The 16,640-nt window shown below is 74.1% G+C and carries 14 protein-coding genes and 1 pseudogene; 7 read left to right on the top strand and 8 right to left on the bottom strand.

What is annotated here, in order from left to right; all coding sequences use genetic code 11:
- Nucleotides 1–5 precede the first annotated feature (5 nt).
- On the top strand, nt 6–2,366 hold the full coding sequence (locus ACFVUY_RS24310) for a glycosyl hydrolase family 18 protein (protein WP_387733150.1): 2,361 nt from the start codon (nt 6–8) through the stop codon (nt 2,364–2,366).
- 115 nt (nt 2,367–2,481) lie between these two features.
- On the opposite strand, the gene yidD is transcribed toward ACFVUY_RS24310, so the two are convergent.
- Complete coding sequence (gene yidD, locus ACFVUY_RS24305; protein WP_387733147.1) at nt 2,482–3,039, bottom strand: membrane protein insertion efficiency factor YidD; 558 nt, start codon at nt 3,037–3,039, stop codon at nt 2,482–2,484.
- A gap of 134 nt (nt 3,040–3,173) precedes the next feature.
- Entirely contained in the window at nt 3,174–3,941 is a 768-nt protein-coding gene (locus tag ACFVUY_RS24300) for a hypothetical protein (RefSeq protein ID WP_359902690.1), read from the bottom strand.
- A 224-nt stretch (nt 3,942–4,165) separates the two neighbouring features.
- Here ACFVUY_RS24300 and ACFVUY_RS24295 point away from each other — a divergent pair, with 224 nt between their 5' ends.
- Nucleotides 4,166–4,924 carry a hypothetical protein gene (locus tag ACFVUY_RS24295; protein ID WP_387733144.1) on the top strand — a complete coding sequence of 253 codons (759 nt, stop codon included), beginning with the start codon at nt 4,166–4,168 and terminating at the stop codon, nt 4,922–4,924.
- Between the two features lie 904 nt (nt 4,925–5,828).
- Here the strand turns inward: ACFVUY_RS24295 and ACFVUY_RS24290 are convergent.
- From ACFVUY_RS24290 to ACFVUY_RS24275, 4 genes are all read right to left on the bottom strand, one after another.
- Entirely contained in the window at nt 5,829–7,235 is a 1,407-nt protein-coding gene (locus ACFVUY_RS24290) for a family 2B encapsulin nanocompartment shell protein (RefSeq protein WP_387694683.1), read from the bottom strand.
- Between the two features lie 578 nt (nt 7,236–7,813).
- The gene (locus ACFVUY_RS24285; protein WP_387694682.1) at nt 7,814–8,329 is read right to left on the bottom strand and encodes a hypothetical protein; all 516 of its coding nucleotides are present in this window, start codon (nt 8,327–8,329) and stop codon (nt 7,814–7,816) included.
- 160 nt (nt 8,330–8,489) lie between these two features.
- Nucleotides 8,490–9,944 (bottom strand): PLP-dependent aminotransferase family protein, encoded by a 1,455-nt coding sequence (locus ACFVUY_RS24280; RefSeq protein ID WP_387733141.1) that lies wholly within the window; start codon nt 9,942–9,944, stop codon nt 8,490–8,492.
- A 119-nt stretch (nt 9,945–10,063) separates the two neighbouring features.
- Nucleotides 10,064–10,657 (bottom strand): universal stress protein, encoded by a 594-nt coding sequence (locus tag ACFVUY_RS24275; protein WP_380549216.1) that lies wholly within the window; start codon nt 10,655–10,657, stop codon nt 10,064–10,066.
- 482 nt (nt 10,658–11,139) lie between these two features.
- On the opposite strand from ACFVUY_RS24275, the gene ACFVUY_RS24270 reads away from it, so the two are divergent.
- Nucleotides 11,140–11,535, top strand: a complete 396-nt coding sequence (locus ACFVUY_RS24270) for a transglycosylase family protein (protein WP_387694680.1) — start codon at nt 11,140–11,142, stop codon at nt 11,533–11,535.
- A gap of 122 nt (nt 11,536–11,657) precedes the next feature.
- On the opposite strand, the gene ACFVUY_RS24265 is transcribed toward ACFVUY_RS24270, so the two are convergent.
- Entirely contained in the window at nt 11,658–12,242 is a 585-nt protein-coding gene (locus ACFVUY_RS24265) for a pyridoxamine 5'-phosphate oxidase family protein (protein WP_380549213.1), read from the bottom strand.
- A 183-nt stretch (nt 12,243–12,425) separates the two neighbouring features.
- Between ACFVUY_RS24265 and ACFVUY_RS24260 the strand changes: the two genes are divergently transcribed.
- Nucleotides 12,426–13,391, top strand: coding sequence for an AraC family transcriptional regulator (locus tag ACFVUY_RS24260; protein ID WP_387733138.1), 966 nt, complete (start codon nt 12,426–12,428; stop codon nt 13,389–13,391).
- A gap of 172 nt (nt 13,392–13,563) precedes the next feature.
- Here the strand turns inward: ACFVUY_RS24260 and ACFVUY_RS24255 are convergent, their stop codons facing one another.
- Nucleotides 13,564–13,977: a CBS domain-containing protein gene (locus ACFVUY_RS24255; RefSeq protein WP_380549250.1), complete on the bottom strand. Its 414-nt coding sequence runs from the start codon at nt 13,975–13,977 to the stop codon at nt 13,564–13,566.
- 274 nt (nt 13,978–14,251) lie between these two features.
- Here ACFVUY_RS24255 and ACFVUY_RS24250 point away from each other — a divergent pair, with 274 nt between their 5' ends.
- From ACFVUY_RS24250 to ACFVUY_RS24240, 3 genes and pseudogenes are all read left to right on the top strand, one after another.
- Nucleotides 14,252–14,692 (top strand): VOC family protein, encoded by a 441-nt coding sequence (locus ACFVUY_RS24250; RefSeq protein ID WP_387733136.1) that lies wholly within the window; start codon nt 14,252–14,254, stop codon nt 14,690–14,692.
- Between the two features lie 154 nt (nt 14,693–14,846).
- Nucleotides 14,847–15,716: pseudogene (gene ligD / locus ACFVUY_RS24245) on the top strand (non-homologous end-joining DNA ligase); the annotation flags it as partial.
- A gap of 66 nt (nt 15,717–15,782) precedes the next feature.
- On the top strand, nt 15,783–16,637 hold the full coding sequence (locus tag ACFVUY_RS24240) for a DNA ligase (protein ID WP_387733349.1): 855 nt from the start codon (nt 15,783–15,785) through the stop codon (nt 16,635–16,637).
- Nucleotides 16,638–16,640: the final 3 nt, after the last annotated feature.

Raw genomic sequence — 16,640 nt, 5'->3', positions numbered from 1 at the left:
ACCGCATGCACGATCGCGTCATGCCCGCACGGCCCGCCAACCCCGCCGGGGAGCGTGCCGGCCGCCGGGCCGCCCAGCGCAGACGGGCCACCGCGCTGGCCCTGGCCGCCACCCTGACCACCAGCGGCGCCGCCATCGCCCTGACCTTCGGCTCCGCCTCGGCCGCCCCGGTCAACCTGCTGGCCAACGGCGACTTCGAGACCGGCACCCTGGCCGGCTGGACCTGCTCCAACGGGTCCGTCGTCACCACCCCGGTGCACGGCGGGAGCCGCGCGCTCAGCGGCGCCGCCTCGGCCGCCGACACCGCGCAGTGCCAGCAGACCGTCGCCGTCCAGCCGAACACCACGTACACCCTGGCCGGCTGGGTCCAGGGCAGCTACGTCTACCTGGGTGCCACCGGCACCGGCGTCAACTCCTCGGCCTGGACGCCGGGCGGGACCGGCTGGAACCAGCTGAGCACCACCTTCACCACCGGTGCCACCACGACCTCCGTCGCGGTCTTCACCCACGGCTGGTACGGCACCGGCACGTACTACGCGGACGACCTCACCCTGACCGGCCCGGCCGGGCCCACCGCGACCGCCAGCCCCACGGCCACCGCCAGTCCGACCGCCACGGCCAGCCCGACCGCGACCGCGAGCCCCACGGCGACCGGCAGCCCCACCGCCACCGGCAGCCCGACGGCGACCAACAGCCCGACCGGCACCCCCACGACCACCACCCCGACCCCGACGGCCACCGCGAGCGGCCCGGCCGGGGACGGCAAGGTCACCACCCCGACCGGCTTCGCGGTCACCAGGACGACGTCCAACGCCGTGGTGCTCACCTGGCAGCCCTCCACCCTCACCAGCGGTGACGGCGCCGTCGCCTACAAGGTGTGGTCCAACGGCCAGCTCGTCGCCACCTCGATGGGCACCTCCGTCGCGGTCAGCTCGCTGCTGCCGGGCAAGAGCTACACCTTCAGCGTCCAGGGCTACTCCGGCAGCCACGCCTCCGCCCAGTCCGCCCCCGTGAGCACCACGACCGCGGCCGCCCCGGCCCAGCAGCCGGTCCGCTCGGCCTACTTCGACCAGTGGGGCGTCTACGAGAACGCGTACAACGCGAAGAACGTCGACACCAGCGGCGCGGCGGCCAAGCTGGACGTCGTCCACTACGCGTTCGCCAACATCGACCCCACGAAGTTCACCTGCTTCCAGGCGGTGAAGGCCTCCGACTCGGCCAACGAGTCCAACCCGAACGCCGGTGACGGCGCGGGCGACGCCTACGCCGACTACCAGGCCGACTACGGCGCCGGCACCAGTGTGGACGGCAGCAGCGACACCTGGGAGCAGCCGCTCAAGGGCAACTTCAACCAGCTCCGGCAGCTGAAGGCCAAGTACCCGAACCTGCGCTTCACCATCTCGATCGGCGGCTGGACGTACTCCAAGTACTTCTCCGACGCGGCGGCCACCGACTCCTCCCGCAAGGCCTTCGTCTCCTCCTGCGTCGACATGTTCCTCAAGGGGAACCTGCCGACCGGCGTGGCCGGTGACGCCTCCGGCGGCCCGGCCTCGGCGGCGGGCCTCTTCGACGGCGTCGACCTCGACTGGGAGTACCCGGGCTCGGCCGGCGGCCACACCGGCAACCACTACTCCGCGGCCGACAAGCAGAACTACACCCTGCTGCTCAAGGAGTTCCGCACCCAGCTGGACACCCTCGGCGCCGCCCAGGGCAAGCGGTACCTGCTGACCGCCGCGCTGCCCAGCGGCCAGGACAAGGTCGCCCAGCTGGAGACCGACAAGATCGGCGCCTACCTGGACTACGCCGACGTGATGTCCTACGACATGCACGGCGCGTGGGACGCCACCGGCCCGACCAACCACCAGGACCCGCTGCACGACAGCCCGGCCGACCCGACCACGCCGATCACCCCGGGCACCCGCAAGTACAACGTGGACACCACGATCGCCGCGTACACCACCGGACTGCCCGAGTACGGCATCCCCGGCGGCTTCCCGGCGAACAAGATCGTGCTGGGCATCCCGTTCTACTGGCGCGGCTGGACCGGCGTCCCGGCCGGCTCCAACTACGGCCTGTACCAGAGCGCGACCGGTCCGACGGCGAAGAAGCCGCTGAGCCAGGAGGCCGGCCTGGCCGCCTGGAAGGAGCTCAACCCGACCGCGGCGCAGACCCACTGGGACCCGGTCACCGAAAGCAGCTGGGTCTACGACGGCACCAACTTCTGGACCGGCGACACTCCGCAGGCCGTCCAGGCGCGCGGGGCCTACGCCAAGAGCAAGGGCCTGGGCGGGCTGTTCGCCTTCTCCCTGGAGAACGACGACGCCTCCGGCACGATGCTCAACTCGATGGACAGCAGCCTGCGCTGACGCTCCGTCGGCCAAAAGTGCATGAGCGCATGAGCGCATGAGCGGCGGCCCGCGCGGAAACTCCGCGCGGGCCGTCCGTGCCTCCGGGCCCCGACCGCCCGGGAGCCGGCGCGGCTCAGCGCGGCGGCACCGGGTCCGTTCCGCCGGCGCCCGGGCGGCAGCGCAGCAGTCGTCCGGCCGTCAGCCGGGCCCCGCGCAGCGCGCCGTGCCGGTGCAGTGCCTGCACCGCGTAGGTCGAGCAGGACGGCGTGTACGGGCAGCAGGCCGGACGCCGGGGGCTGACCTCGGTGCGGTAGTGCCGCACCGCGCCGTACAGCACTCCGGCCGCGAACCCGCGCGGGGCGGGGGCCGACGGGTCGGCCGTCCGGCGTCCGCGCGCGCCGGTGAGGGCGAACCGGACGCCGGAGACCATCATCACCGGGATCAGGGCGATCAGGCAGGGGTCGGCGAACTCGCAGCAGCCGTCGAGGCAGCAGTCCGCACCCTCGTCCCGGAGGTGCTTGCGCCGCCGGGCCTTGGCCTCGTCGTCCGGGCGGTAGCGCTTCCGGTACTCCTCCCACATCCGGCGCTGCTTCTTCCGCCGGAGCCGTTCCGAGGTGGGCAGCCACAACCAGGCGCGCTCCGGGCGGGCCGGCGGGTAGTGGGCACCGAGATCCGGCGTCGGGTCGGACACTGCTGAGAATCCCCTTGTTCCTTCCGCCGGGGCCGGCCCCCGACGATCCGGGCCAGATTATCCGAAGATCACCTGGCCGGATCCCGGCGGAGGCCGAGCCGACACCGAGCCGGCACCGAGCGGATTCCGCCTGCTCAGCCGCCGAGGTTGAGCGAGGGGAAGAGGTCCTCGAACGGCTGGGTGGTCACCGACACGCTCCGGGAGAACGGATTGTCGAAGTCCCAGATCATGAACAGCAGGAAGGCGATCAGCACGCTGAAGCAGAGCGCCAGGGTCAACTCCCGCGGCGTGCGCCGGATCTGCAGCGCGAACAGCATGCCGACGGTCACCACCGCACCGCCGATCAGACCGAGCCAGACCACCCCGGGCATCGTCGGCCCGGCGTTCTGCCCGCGCGAATTGCGGGCCTCCGAGGCCTCGCTGACCCGGTCCATGATCGGCTGGTAGGACTGCGACTCCAGGTCGGAGGCGGGCGCCCGGGTGGCGACGTCGTTCTGGAGCTTCTGGAGCAGCTGGTCGCCCTTCTCGGTGATCGCCCCGTTCTCCTTCATGTAGTCCCACTCGGTGTTCACGACGTACGAGACGTAGGCGTCCACGTCGGCCCGGACCTGGTCCCGGAACTCCACCGGGTAGATCACCGCGCGGTCGCTCACCTCGCGCAGCGACTGCGCCTCGCGGAACAGGTCGTCCTGTGCGGCGCCGCGCGCCTCCCAGACACCCGCGATGGCGAGACCGAGGACGATCGCGTAGACCACCCCGATCATCATCGTGATGTACTCGATGACGTCCGGGGTCTCGTCGGTGCTCTCCTCGATCGGTCGGCGCTGCCTGAGCACCACCACCGCCACGACGACGGCGCAGGCCGACGCCATGGCGATGATCAACGCCACCCACTCGGACATGGGAACTCCCTTCTCTGGCTTGGCTTGTGACGGACAGGAAAAGGTTCAGGGGGACGGCCCCGGGCCGACCGGGCCCGGGGCGGGGCGGCAGGGGCGGGGCCGCCACCGGCCGGGAGCCGGTCGGCGGACCGCCGGGAGACGGTCAGGACGGACCCGAGCGGCCACCGCGTCCGCGGCCACCGCGACCCGGCCGCAGGGCAGCCGCCGCGATCACGGCGGGGACCATGATCATCAGCATCGTGGTGGTCATCGAGATGCCCTGGTGGCGCCGGACCATGGGCGCGGGCTTCGTCGCCGGGGCGTGGAACACCGGTCGCGCCGACGGGGTCGGCCACAGCGGGCTCGGACGCACCGCGCTCGGCGAGGCCGCGGGGCTGGGCGCGGCCGGGCTCGGGGCCGCCGGCACGGGGACCACGGGGGCCGGAACGGGCACAGCGGGCACGGGGGCGGGCGGAGCCGGCGCCGGAGCGGGCGGCGGCGCGGGGACCGACGGCGGTGCGGGGGCCGGCGACGCCGGGGGCGCGGGTGACGCGGGTGCCGGGGTGGGGGCCGGAGTCGGACCGGGCGACGACGGGGTCGGCGTGGGCACGGGCGGTGACGGCGTGGGGGCCGGACTCGGGCTGGGAGTCGAACTCGGGCTCGGGCTCGGACTCGGCGATGGACTCGGGCTCGGAGTCGCACTCGGGCTGGGAGTCGGGCTGGGGCTCGGCGACGGGCTCGGGCTCGGCGACGTCGGCGTGGGGCTCGGAGTCAGCGTGGGGCTCGGCGACGGCGTGGGAGTGGGCGACGGCGTCGGGGTGGGTGTCGGCAACGGCGTCGGGGTCAGCGTGGGAGTCGGGGTCGGCGTACGCGTCGGTGTGGGCGTGGGGGTGAGCGTGGGCGTGGGCGTCGGCGTACGCGTCAGCGTGGCTGTCGGGGTCGGCGTACGCGTCGGCGTGGGGGTGGGGGTGGGCGTCGGGCTGGGGCAGGGATGCGGGTGGTGATGGTGGTGGTGCCAGCCGTGGTCCCCCCACCAATCGTCCCCCCACCAGTCGTCGTCGTGGTCGTCACCGCCGTGCCCCGGCCCGACCTGCCCGGGCCCGGCCTGCCCCTCGACCGGCCGCCCGGGCTCGCTGCGCAACCCCGTCGGGCGCGGGGGCGAGGAGAAGGGCGTCGACGGGAAGGGCATCGAGGGGGTGGGAAGCGCGGTCGTGGGCGGCAGGAAGAAGGGCGGCGCGGTGGGCTTCGAAGTCGGCTTCGGGCTGGGCTTCGAGGTGGGCTTGGGGCTGGGTTTGGGCGGGTGGCAGGGGTGGTGCCCGTGCGGCGGCCTGGGCCCGTGGTGCCCCGGACCACCGGCGCCCGGCGCGACGCCGACCTGGACGTCCACGTCCACGTCCACGCCGACGGTCACCTGCCCGCCCGGCCGTACCGACAGTGACACGTCGGTCTCGTCGCACACGCAGACGTCCACCGCCGGACCGCGCGGGGGCCGGCCGGACTGCCCCGCGCCGGAGGCGGTCGCTCCGCCGACCAGCGCGCAGACCGCGACCACGCAGGCCGCCGCGCCGATCAGCCGCACCCGTCGCCCGGGCGCCGCGCCCCCACCGCCGCCGGGCGGTATCCGGCGGATCTGCCGACGCTGGGGCATGGGCTCCACACACCTCTCGGGTCGTCCGGGGAGGACGGAACGGCTCGGGCCGACCGACCTCAGGGGAATGGGCGGAACGGTCAAGACGGGGAGAAAGATCAGATACGGTCGTATTCCTGACGGACATTCCATCGGGTACGACCAGAAGTGATCAGACATGGTCAGGCGGACGGCCCGCCTTCGGGGGGCGGGCCGTCCGTCATCAGGTCAAACGATCTTCGAGTCGGCCGGTTACGGCCCGCGCAAGCTGTTCCGTGCGCTCAGCTGCGGCGGTGCGCGATCTCCACGTTCTCCAGCACGCCGACCGCGTCCGGCACCAGGATGGCGGTCGAGTAGTAGGCGCTGACCAGGTACGAGATGATCGCCTTCTCGTCGATGCCCATGAAGCGGACCGACAGCGACGGCTGGTACTCGTCCGGGATGCCGGTCTGGTGCAGGCCGATGACGCCCTGGTTGTCCTCACCGGTACGGATCACCAGGATCGAGCTGGTGTTCTCCTTGGTGACCGGGATCTTGTTGCACGGCAGGATCGGCACCCCGCGCCAGGCCGGCACCTGCTGCCCGCCGAGGTCGACATGGGTGGGGTACAGCCCACGGGCGTTGAACTCCCGGCCGATCGCGGCGATGGTCCGCGGGTGGGCGAGCAGGTAGTCGGGGTCACGGCGACGGTTGAGCAGCTCGTCCAGGTCGTCCGGGGTGGGCGGGCCGGAGTGGGTCTGGATCCGCTGGTCGAAGTCGGCGTTGTTGAGCAGGCCGAACTCCGGGTTGTTGACGATCTCGTGCTCCTGGCGCTCGCGCAGGGCCTCGATCGTCAGCCGCAGCTGGTGCTCGGTCTGGTTCATCGGCTGGTTGTACAGGTCCGCGACGCGGGTGTGGACCTTCAGGACGGTCTGCGCGACGCTCAGCTCGTACTCACGGGGCTTGAGCTCGTAGTCCACGAAGGCGCCGGGCAGCTCGAACTCGCCGCGGTGGCCGGCCGACATGGCGATCTCGGCCTCGCCGCGCTCGTTCTGCGCCTGGAGCGGCAGGGCCAGGAAGGCCTGGAGGTGCTCCTGGAGGCTGGGCGCGTTGTCCCGGATGGCGGCGAAGTCCGCCCGGGTCAGCGTCAGGGCGACACCGGCGGTGGCGGTCTTGGCGGTGAACTCCCAGGTGGCGTCCGGGTTCAGCAGCCCGTCCTCGCCGAAGCGGTCGCCGTCGCCGGCCACGCCGACCACGGTGTCGTCGCCGTACTTGCCGGTGCCGATCTTGTTGACCTTGCCGTGCGCGATCAGGAAGATCTTGTCGGCGGCGTCCCCCTGGGTGGCGAGCACCTCGCCGGGGCCGAAGTCCCGCTGCTGGCAGCGGTCGGCCAGGGCGGTGAGGACGTCCTCGTCCTCGTAGCCGCGCAGCAGCGCCAGCTCGCCCAGCTCCGCCGGGATCACCCGGACCTGGGAGCCGGTCTTGATGAACTCCACCACCCCGTTGCCGACGGCGTAGGTGAGCCGGCGGTTGACGCGGTAGGCGCCACCGGCCGCCTGGACCCAGGGAAGCACCTTGAGCAGCCAGCGGGAGGTGATCTCCTGCATCTGCGGTGCGGACTTGGTCGTGGTGGCAAGGTTCCGGGCAGCGGCTGTCGCGAGGCTCTGCTGCTTGGCCTGCACTGCCTCCGGGCTCGTGTCCACGGTCATCGGCAGGGATCTCCATTCCTGTGATCGGGTCACGCGTCCAGGGGCATACCGGCCCGTCCTGGCGCATGCCATGACGGATCATCAGATCCGCTTACTGGTGGGGGCGTTGGTGTTTCGCGCGAAAGGCGGCCGCCGTCTCCGGGCGGCCCATCCGGAACCCTAGATCACCAGGACCCGACCGGGCCCGCACGGAGGCCCACTACCCCCCGATAGGGTGAATCTCACCCGGTCCGCCCCCACAGTCACATAAACTCCGGGAACATCCGTTCGCCCCTGCGATCCCCGTACTGCCAACGGCTTTCCAGCCCCGGCCCGGGCCCTGTCGAACGGCCCGGAGGCCACCGCCGGACGTCAACCCGGCGCACCGTCCCGGCGTCGGCGCGGAGCGCGCGAACCACCCCGGCAACGCGACGGTCCCGGGGACGTGGAGGACTCCGGAAACGCGAAGGGCCCGTCAGGTGCCGGCACGGGGGAAGCCGGCACCTGACGGGTGAACGGGGGGCGCGAAGGGCGGGGTCCGCACCGGGAGGCCCGGGCGCCCGCGACGGGCTGCCGATGACGCCGACGGTCCCGCCGGGTCAGGCGCAGGCGACCTGGGTACCGGGGATGCCGATGATCCCCGAGTTGTTGGTCTCTCCGCCGTTGTACTCGTAGTACAGGTAGGAGTAGAAGTCGATCCGGGTGTTCGGACCGCAGGCCGAATCCGGGGCGACGGCGTACGTCACCGTGAAGGCGCTGCTGGCGCCCGGGGCGAGCGGAACGCTGTAGCGGGCGATGCCACCGTGGACGTTGTCGCTGCACCCGTTGGTCTGGGTGCCGCAGGCGGTCGCGGTGAACTTGAGCCCGTTCTCCAGACTGGTGGCGTAGGTCTCCTGGACACTCTGGTAGACGAACTGGATCGGGGTGTCGTACGGGTTGGTGAGCGTCAGGGAGAGCGTGAACTCGCCGCCCCGGACGGTCGTCTGCTTGTCGGAGACGGCCGTGAGGGGCAGCTGGGTGTCGGCCCGGGCGACGGGGGCGGCGGCGAGGAGCAGACCGACGACGAGGGCCGGACACGCGGCGAGCGCGGCGCGACTCGGATGTGTTCTGCGCATGACCAAGGAGCGTAGGCCTCGCCTCCGCCGGGGTTGCGTTCCTCGGCCCCGGTCCGTACCGACGCAGGAGCGGCGGACGGACACCGCGCACCCGCCGCCCGCGTTCCGCCCCCACGGGTGCGCCCGGGGCCCTATGCTTCGCCGCCCCTCCCCCGCCCCGTCACCCGCAGGGCGGCAGGATGTCGCAGAGCGCGCCGAGTGCCGCCGGGTAGGCATGGTCCGGCGGCGTGGCGTAGCCGACCACCAGTCCGTCGACGGCGGGCATCGCCTCCTCGCCGATCGCCGGGTGGCGGTAGTCGGCGAGCCCCTCGACGGCCAGGCCCCGGTAGGCGGCGGCCTTGAGCACCGAGCGCTCGGTGCCCGGCTCCAGCCGCAGCACCGCGTGCAGGCCGGCCGCGATGCCGGAGACCTCGATGTGCGGAGCGCGGGCGGCCAGTGCGGCCACCAGCTGGTCGCGGCGGTCCCGGTAGCGGCGGCGCATCCGGCGCACGTGCCGGTCGTAGCCGCCGGAGTCGATGAAATCGGCGAGGGTGAGCTGGTCCAGGGCGCTGGCCCAGCCCTCGCGTTCGCCCTTGGCGGCGAGCACCCGGTCCACCAGGTGGTCGGGCAGCACCATCCAGCCGAGCCGCAGCGCGGGGGTCAGGCTCTTGCTGGCACTGCCGAGGTAGACCACCCGTTCGGGATCGAGCCCCTGAAGGGCGCCGACCGGCTGGCGGTCGTACCGGAACTCCCCGTCGTAGTCGTCCTCCAGGAGCAGCCCGCCGTGCCCGCGTGCCCAGTCGACCACGGCCGCGCGGCGGCCCGGGTGCAGCGGGCCGCCGGTCGGGAACTGGTGGGCGGGGGTGAGCAGGGCCGTCCGGATCTCCGGATACCGGGCCAACTCACCCGTCCGGGCACCCAGTTCGTCGATCGACAACGGAACGGTGGCAACGCCCGCGGCGGCCAGCAGCCCGCGGTGGAAGCCCAGTCCGTACGCCTCGACGGCCAGCGGGCCGTGCTCGGCGGGCGGCAGGACGGGTGCGGCGCCGTCGAAGAGCAGCCGCAGCGCGTGGGCGAAGCCGGAGCAGACCACGATCCGGTCGGGGTCGGTGCGCACCCCCCGCGCGCGGGCGAGGTAGTCGGCGAGGACGGTGCGCAGCTCGCGCCGGCCCTGGGGATCGCCGGGCCCGAAGGCCTCGTTGGGGGCGCCGGTGAGGGCCCGGCGGGCGGCGGCGAGCCAGGCGGTGCGCGGAAAGGAGGCGGCGTCGGGCTGTCCCTGCCGCAGGTCGTGGGTGGGGCCGGGGCGGCGGACGGGCCGGCGGGCTCTGGTGCGCGGGACGGGTTCGGCGCGTTCGGCCACCGTGGTCCCGGAGCCCTGGCGGGCGGTCAGCCAGCCCTCGGCCACGAGTTCGGCGTAGGCCTCGGCGGCGGTGTTGCGGGCCAGGCCGAGGTCGGTGGCGAGGGCGCGGTAGGGCGGCAGCCGGGTGCCGGGGGCCAGTCTGCCGCTGCGGATCGCCTCACGCAGCGCCGCCATCAGCGCGGCGCGCCGCCCCCCGGTGGCGGGGAGGTCGAGGTGCAGGTCGTTGCCGGTCGAGTGGGCGGGCTCGGAGGGGTGCGTGCCCCGCGTGTCCGTCATGGTCACGCACCCTACCGGCCGCCGCCCCGGCCCTCCTCGGGCGGCTGCCCGGCCGCGGGCCGGGGCGATCGCCCCGAGGGTCTGTCGTCAAACCCCCGCCTGCGGGGCGGCGACAGACCCTACGGCACGACGGTGACCGGCCAGCGGCCGGCCTTGACCAGCCGGACGGCCACCGAGCCGATCACCTTGTGCCCCGCCTGCTCGGAGACGCCGACCACCACGGCGTCGGCGCGCAGTTCGTCCGCGAGCTTGGCGAGGCCGCCGTACGGGTCGCCGCGCATGGTCAGGAAGCGCCACTCCACCTTCCACACCTCGCGCACCCGGTGCTCGGCCTCGCGGAGCGCGGCCAGCAGTTCCTCGGCGATCTCCTGGGTGGTCTCCTCCACCGCGGCACCGGCCAGGGCGGTCGCGGCGCCGAGGATCGGCTGGATGTACGCCACCGCGAGGACGGCGCCCTGCCGGCGGGCCAGTCCGGCGGCGTAGGCGGTGGCTCGCCAGGAGGAGTCGGAGCCGTCCAGGCCGGCCAGGATCACGCCGGGACCGTCGGTGCCCAGCTCGAAGCCGGCGGGTGCGGCCGCGGCCTCGTGCCCCGGGGGGCCGGTCGGCGCCCCGGCCGCGGCGGCCCCCCGCGCGCCGGCGTCCGCCGCCCCACCCGTACCGGCGGCCGCCTCTCCCGCGTCCGCCGTGTCCGCTGCATCGCTCTCGTTGCTCATGGAAATGAGGCTATGCCCGCCACCGGGAGTGACGGCGGCGGGCTCTCCGGGTGAGGGCTGTGGCCCGGGCCACCCGGGGCGGTGGTCGGGGCCCCGAATCCGGCACCGGCGGCTGGCCGACCGTCACGCGCTGTCGACCGTGTGCGCGGCCTCACAGCGGTTCCGTGGGGGGTTCGGAGTGGTGCGGGCCACTTCCCCGGCCTATTTGATCTTGGAAATAGGGGCAAATCTGGCGAAATCACTACAATTCCTTGATCCTTACGCCCGGTAACAGCCCTCTGACATGGCTAAACCTTCGAATCCTTGAAACCGCCACGACCGCCCCCGTAACTTCGAACCCGTTGCACCGAGCGATCCGCTCCGGCCGGGCCAACCGCCCCCGGGCAGGACGGTGCAGAACCACGCGAGTGACGTGTCCCCGAAACCGACGGCCTTCCGAGGGTCTGGTTCCGCGCGCTCGCGAACCCTCCGAAAGGAACTCCATGACCTTCCGCAACGAGACCGCCGCTGCCGCCACCACCGCCACCCCGAAGCGCCGCAACCGCGTCCGGATGGCTCTGATGGCCGGGGCGCTCACCGCCCTGCCCGCGGCCGGCCTCGTCGCGGCCACCAGCGCCTCCGCCGCGCCGGCCACGGTCTGGGACAAGGTCGCCGCCTGTGAGGCGACCGGCAACTGGGCCGTCAACTCCGGCAACGGCTTCTACGGCGGCCTGCAGTTCACCTCCAGCACCTGGGCCGCCTTCGGTGGCACCGCCTACGCCCCGCAGGCCCACCAGGCCACCAAGGCGCAGCAGATCGCCGTCGGCGAGAAGGTGCTCGCCGCCCAGGGCCCCGGCGCCTGGCCGGTCTGCTCCGCCAAGGCCGGTCTGACCAAGTAGGACCGCACGCCACGAGGCCGCCGCACCCCGCCCCGGGGTGCGGCGGCCTCGTCGTGCCCGGGGCCTCGTCGTGCCCGGGGCCCGCGGGATCGGGGCCCGCAGGATCGGGGCAGCCGTGCCGGTCAGGACGGCCGGGGCGGGAGCGGCAGCGGGACGGCCGGCAGGCCGTCGATGCTGGTGCCGACCAGCGGCTTGCGCTCGCAGTAGGCGCCGAACTCCTCCTCGTCCTTGCGGTCGAAGTACTGGGCGTGCAGGTCGCGGTCGGCGCGGTAGTCCATGAACGGCACCGCGTACCCGCAGGAGTCGCTGACCCGCTCGGCCTCGACCAGCACGATCGCCCGCAGACCGGAGCCGTCCGCGGCCGGGTCGAAGTGGCGCAGCAGTCCGGCGAACCGCGGGTCGTCCCGGAAGACCGGCTCACCGCGCCCGTGCACCCGCACCACGGTCGGCGGGCCCTCGAAGGCGCACCACATCAGGGTGATCCGGCCGTTCTCCCGCAGGTGGGCGACGGTCTCGGCCTGTGAGCCGCCGAAGTCCAGATAGGCGAGGGTGAGTTCGTCGATCACCACGAGCGTCCCGGCGCGGCCCTTGGGCGAGAGGTTGACGTGCCCGTCGGCGGCCAGCGGGGCGGTGGCGACGAAGTAGACCGGCTGGCGCTCGATGAAACCGCGCAGCCGGCCGTCGATGCGTTCGTACTGCTTTCCCATGGGCGCAAGTGTGCCCGCATCCCGACTGGTGGGAAAGGAGGTTCCGGCCCCTGAGACGGCCGCTCGGGCGGCCGGGGCCGCCCGAAGCCGACCGACCGCCGTCCGCGCCCTCCAAAGGCCGCCCGACGGCGCCTACGATGGTTCGGGTACCTGTCACCCGCCAGGCCGAGCACGGGAGTTGCGATGACCCGGAGCACCCTCCCCACCACCGCGCCCGGGACGGTCCTCGGCACCCCCGCCGCGCCGCTGCGCCCGTACGTCCTCGGCTACCGCGGCTACCGGCTGGCCCTGCGCCGGCCGCTCCGGCGGCTGGAGGTGCCGACGGACGTGGTCACCGTGGCCCTCGCCTTCGAAGGCACGATGAGCCTCACCGACGCCGTCTCCCCCGAGCCCGCCACCGCCTTCGGCTCGGTCGCGGCCGGGCTGCGCCGCACCGCGACGATCGCCGAACACGCGGGCGTGCTGCACGGTTTGGCCGTCTCGCTCACTCCGCAGGGCGCCTTCCGGGCGTTCGGTCCGCTGGCCGGCGAGCTCGGCGGGCACTGGGCCGAGGCCGGGGACGTGCTGGGCCCGCGGCTGCGGGCGCTGACCGACCGGCTGGCCCACGCCCCGAGCTGGCCGGCCCGGTTCGCCATGCTGGACGGCTACTTCGGTGCGCTGTTCGCGTACGGGCCGGACTGGGACCCGTCCGTGCACTGGGTCTGGCGGCAGCTGCGGCACACCCACGGACTGGTGCCGATCGGCGACCTGGTCGAGGGCACCGGCTGGAGCCGCCGCAGGCTGGAGCTGCGCTTCCGCGAGCACCTCGGGCTGGCCCCCAAGCAGGCGGCCGGCATCCTCCGGCTCCAGCACACCCTCCACGTCCTGACCGCCCACGAGGAGCGGACCGCCGGGGACCACCCCTTCGGGAACCGCCCCACCGGGGCGCGAACCACCGGGGCGCGAACCACCGGCGCCGACCTGGCCACGCGCTGCGGCTACTACGACCAGTCCCACCTCGACCGGACCTTCCGCGCCATGGTCGGCCGCTCGCCGAGCGCGTTCCTGGCGTCCCGGCGCACCGCCGCCGCCCTGCCCGAGCCCGCCGGCCGGGTCACCGACCGGGTCACCGGGCGGGTGACCAGCACCCTCCTGGACGCCGGAGGCTGAAGCGCACGCCTGCGCACGGCGCGTGGTCTCCGAAAGTGCGCGGCCGCCGACGGTGCGCATTTGTACAAGACGAACCGGTGCCCCGCACGGCACGCTCGAAGGGCCCGGCCGGTACGGGGGACCGGCCGGTCACGGGGGCGGGCAGGCACGGGGCACGCGGGGTGTCAGCCGGTCACTGCTTCATGTAGACGCTGTCCATGAACTCGATGATCTGCTGGTCGGTCAGCCGCTGGCCGTCGCGGTGCCCCATCGCCAGGTCGGCCTCGCTGATCATGCCGACCAGCCGGTCCCCGTCGATCACCGGGATGCGCCGGATCTGGTGCTGCTCCATCTTGCGCAGCACCGCCTCCATGCTGTCCTCGGCGCGCACGCAGTGCAGGTGGCCGGAGAGCTCCATGGCCGTCATGGTGGCCGGGTCCTTGCCCTCCGCGATACATCGCAGCACGATGTCGCGGTCGGTGATGATGCCCTTCAGCTTCTGGTCGTCGCCGCAGATCGGCAGCGCGCCCACGTTCTTGTCGCGCATCATCCGCGCGGCCTCGGCCAGTGTCTGGTGGGCGCCGACGCACTGGGCGCCGGTGTGCATGATGTCTCGGGCAGTGGTGGTCACGGGGACTCCTTCGTCGGTGGTTCCCCCCGCTGGTCCCCCCGCATCCCCCCGGCGGTGCTCCCGGGCTCCCGCCGTCGGAGCGGAACGGGTGTGACCGCGCCCTCACCATAAGCAACCCCGCCCCCGCCCGCGACCCCGGGCCGGGGAGACCGGTTCCGGAACGTCCGAGGCGGGGCGCCGGGTGCGGCCGCAGAGTGGGAGGCGGAACGACCGGCACGACGACCCACGCTTCCCGAGGAGTGAGTGAGCCATGGACGCCACCGAGACCCCCGCCCCGCAGGTCTGGCCCAGCCTGCGCGCCACCGACGCCCGGGCCCTGATCCGCTTCCTGGTCGAGGCCTTCGGCTTCCAGGAGGTCGTCACCTACGGCGAGGGCGACGTCGTCGCGCACGCCGAACTCGCCTGGCCCGAGGGCGGCGGCGTGATGCTCGGCTCCGAGCGCGGGACGCCCGAGGGCGCCGAGTCCTGGCCGGGCCGGCCGGGCGGCTTCACCGCGTACGTGGTCACCGCCGACCCGGACGCCGTGCACGCCCGTGCGGTGGCCGCCGGGGCCCGGATCACCACCGGGCTGTACGAAACCGACTACGGCTCGCGGGACTTCGCCGCCGCCGACCCGGAGGGCAACCGCTGGTACTTCGGCACCTACCCGGGCGCGCCCCGTCCGCCCGCCGGGCGGACGACGGGAGTCTGAGGGCAGACCCCGGGAGACCTCGGGGCGGCCGCCGCCGAACGGGGGCAGACTGGCTGCGGGGGCACCCCACCGGAGGCGCCGGAGACAGCGGAGGCACCTGGGACACCGGAGGCGCTGGAGGCATCGGAGGCATCGGAGGCGGAGCGTGCCGCAGATGACGGTGGACGGGCGCACCCTCGCCCTCTCCCACCTCGACAAGGTGTACTACCCGCGCACCGGCACGCCCAAGGGCGAGGTGCTGCGCTACTACGCCGCCGTACACACCGCCCTGCTCCCGCACCTGCGCGACCGCCCGGTCTCCTTCCTGCGCTGCCCGGACGGTGTCGAGGCGGAGGTGTTCGTCGCCAAGAACCCGCCGCCCGGCACCCCGGGCTGGGTGCGCACGGTCGACGTGCCGAGCAACACCGGCGAGCTGCGGCAGGTGGTGCTGGAGGACGGCGCGGCGCTGCTGGCGGTCGCCAACCTGGGCTGCCTGGAGCTGCACGTCCCGCAGTGGCACGCGGCCGTGCCCGCCCTCGCCGACCGGCTGGTGCTGGACCTCGATCCCGGCGAGGGCGCCGACGTGCTCACCTGCCGCGCGGTCGCCCTGCTGCTGCGGGAGCGGCTCGCTGCGGACGGTCTGGCGGCCTGGGTGAAGACCTCCGGCTCCAAGGGCCTGCACCTGCTGGTCCCGATCGAGCCCACGCCGAGCACCCGGGTCTCCGGGTACGCGAAGGCGCTGGCGGCCGCCCTGGAGGCCGAGCACCCGGAGCTGGTGGTGCACACCATGGCCAAGGCCCGGCGCCGGGGGCGGGTGCTGGTCGACTGGTCGCAGAACAACGCCAAGAAGACCACCGCGGCGCCGTACACCCTGCGGGCCCGGCCGCTGCCGACCGTCTCCACCCCGCTGGCCTGGGCGGAACTGGAACGGGCCGCCGAGGAGCGGGACCTGGTCTTCACGCTCGCCGAGGTGCCCGGCCGGCTGGTCGCGCACGGCGACCTGCTCGCGCCGCTGCTGGACCCGGAGCGGGCCCGGCCGCTGCCCGGTGCGCCCTCGGCGGCCGGAGCGCCGCCGCCGGTGCGCCAGGTGCTGCACCCGCCCGTCGAGGTGATGCGCCCGGCCGCCGTGACCGCCGTCCCGCCCGCCGACGGCCTGGGCGGCGGGGGCGTGCAGTACGAACTGAAGCTGGACGGCTTCCGCTGCGTCGCCTTCGCCCGGGGCGGGCGGCCCGCGTACCTCCAGTCCCGCAGCGGCCGCGACCTCGCCGCCGAGTTCCCGCCGATCGCCGCCGCCGTCGCCCGGCTGCCGGAGGGGCTGGTGCTGGACGCCGAGCTGGTCGCCTGGCGCGGCGGCCGGTTCGCCTTCGGCGAGCTGCTGCGCACCCGCCGGGCCCGCGCCGCCGCCCCCGAGGTGGCACTCGGGCTGATCGCCTTCGACCTGCTGGCGCTGCCCGGCCGCGACGTCCGCCGGCTGCCGCTCACCGACCGCCGTCGGCTGCTGCTCGCCGCCCTCGCCGACGTCCCGCCGCCGATCCGGCCGGTGATGGCCACGACGGACCGGGCGGAGGCGCTGGAGTGGATGGAGCGGCTCGCCGACACCGGGGTGGAGGGCCTGGTCTGCAAGGCCGCCGCCGCCGCGTACCGGCCGCGCGGCGCGGGCCGGGTCTGGGTCAAGTTCCGCCGCGGCGACACCCTGGACGCCACCGTCGGCGCCGTCACCGGCCCGGCCGACCACCCGCACGCGCTGGTCCTGCGGCTCGACGACGGCCGGGTGTTCCTGACCGCCCCGCGGCTCACCCCGGTCCAGTCCGGCGAGGTCGCCGAGGTCGTCCGCCCCCTGCTCGGCCCGCCCGGCACCGACCCCGAGCACGGCCCGGTCCACCCCCTGACCGCCCCCCTGCGCGCCGAGTTCACCCTCACCGGCCGCCCGCCCACCGCGACCTTCGTCCGCCTCCGGGGCGACTGACGT

Origin of the sequence: Kitasatospora sp. NPDC058063 (assembly GCF_042885395.1) — a bacterium.
In the GTDB taxonomy this organism is placed as follows: domain Bacteria; phylum Actinomycetota; class Actinomycetes; order Streptomycetales; family Streptomycetaceae; genus Kitasatospora; species Kitasatospora lactacystinica.
Note: the sequence above shows the minus strand (reverse complement) of the source record. Positions and strands in the feature narration are given on the sequence as shown.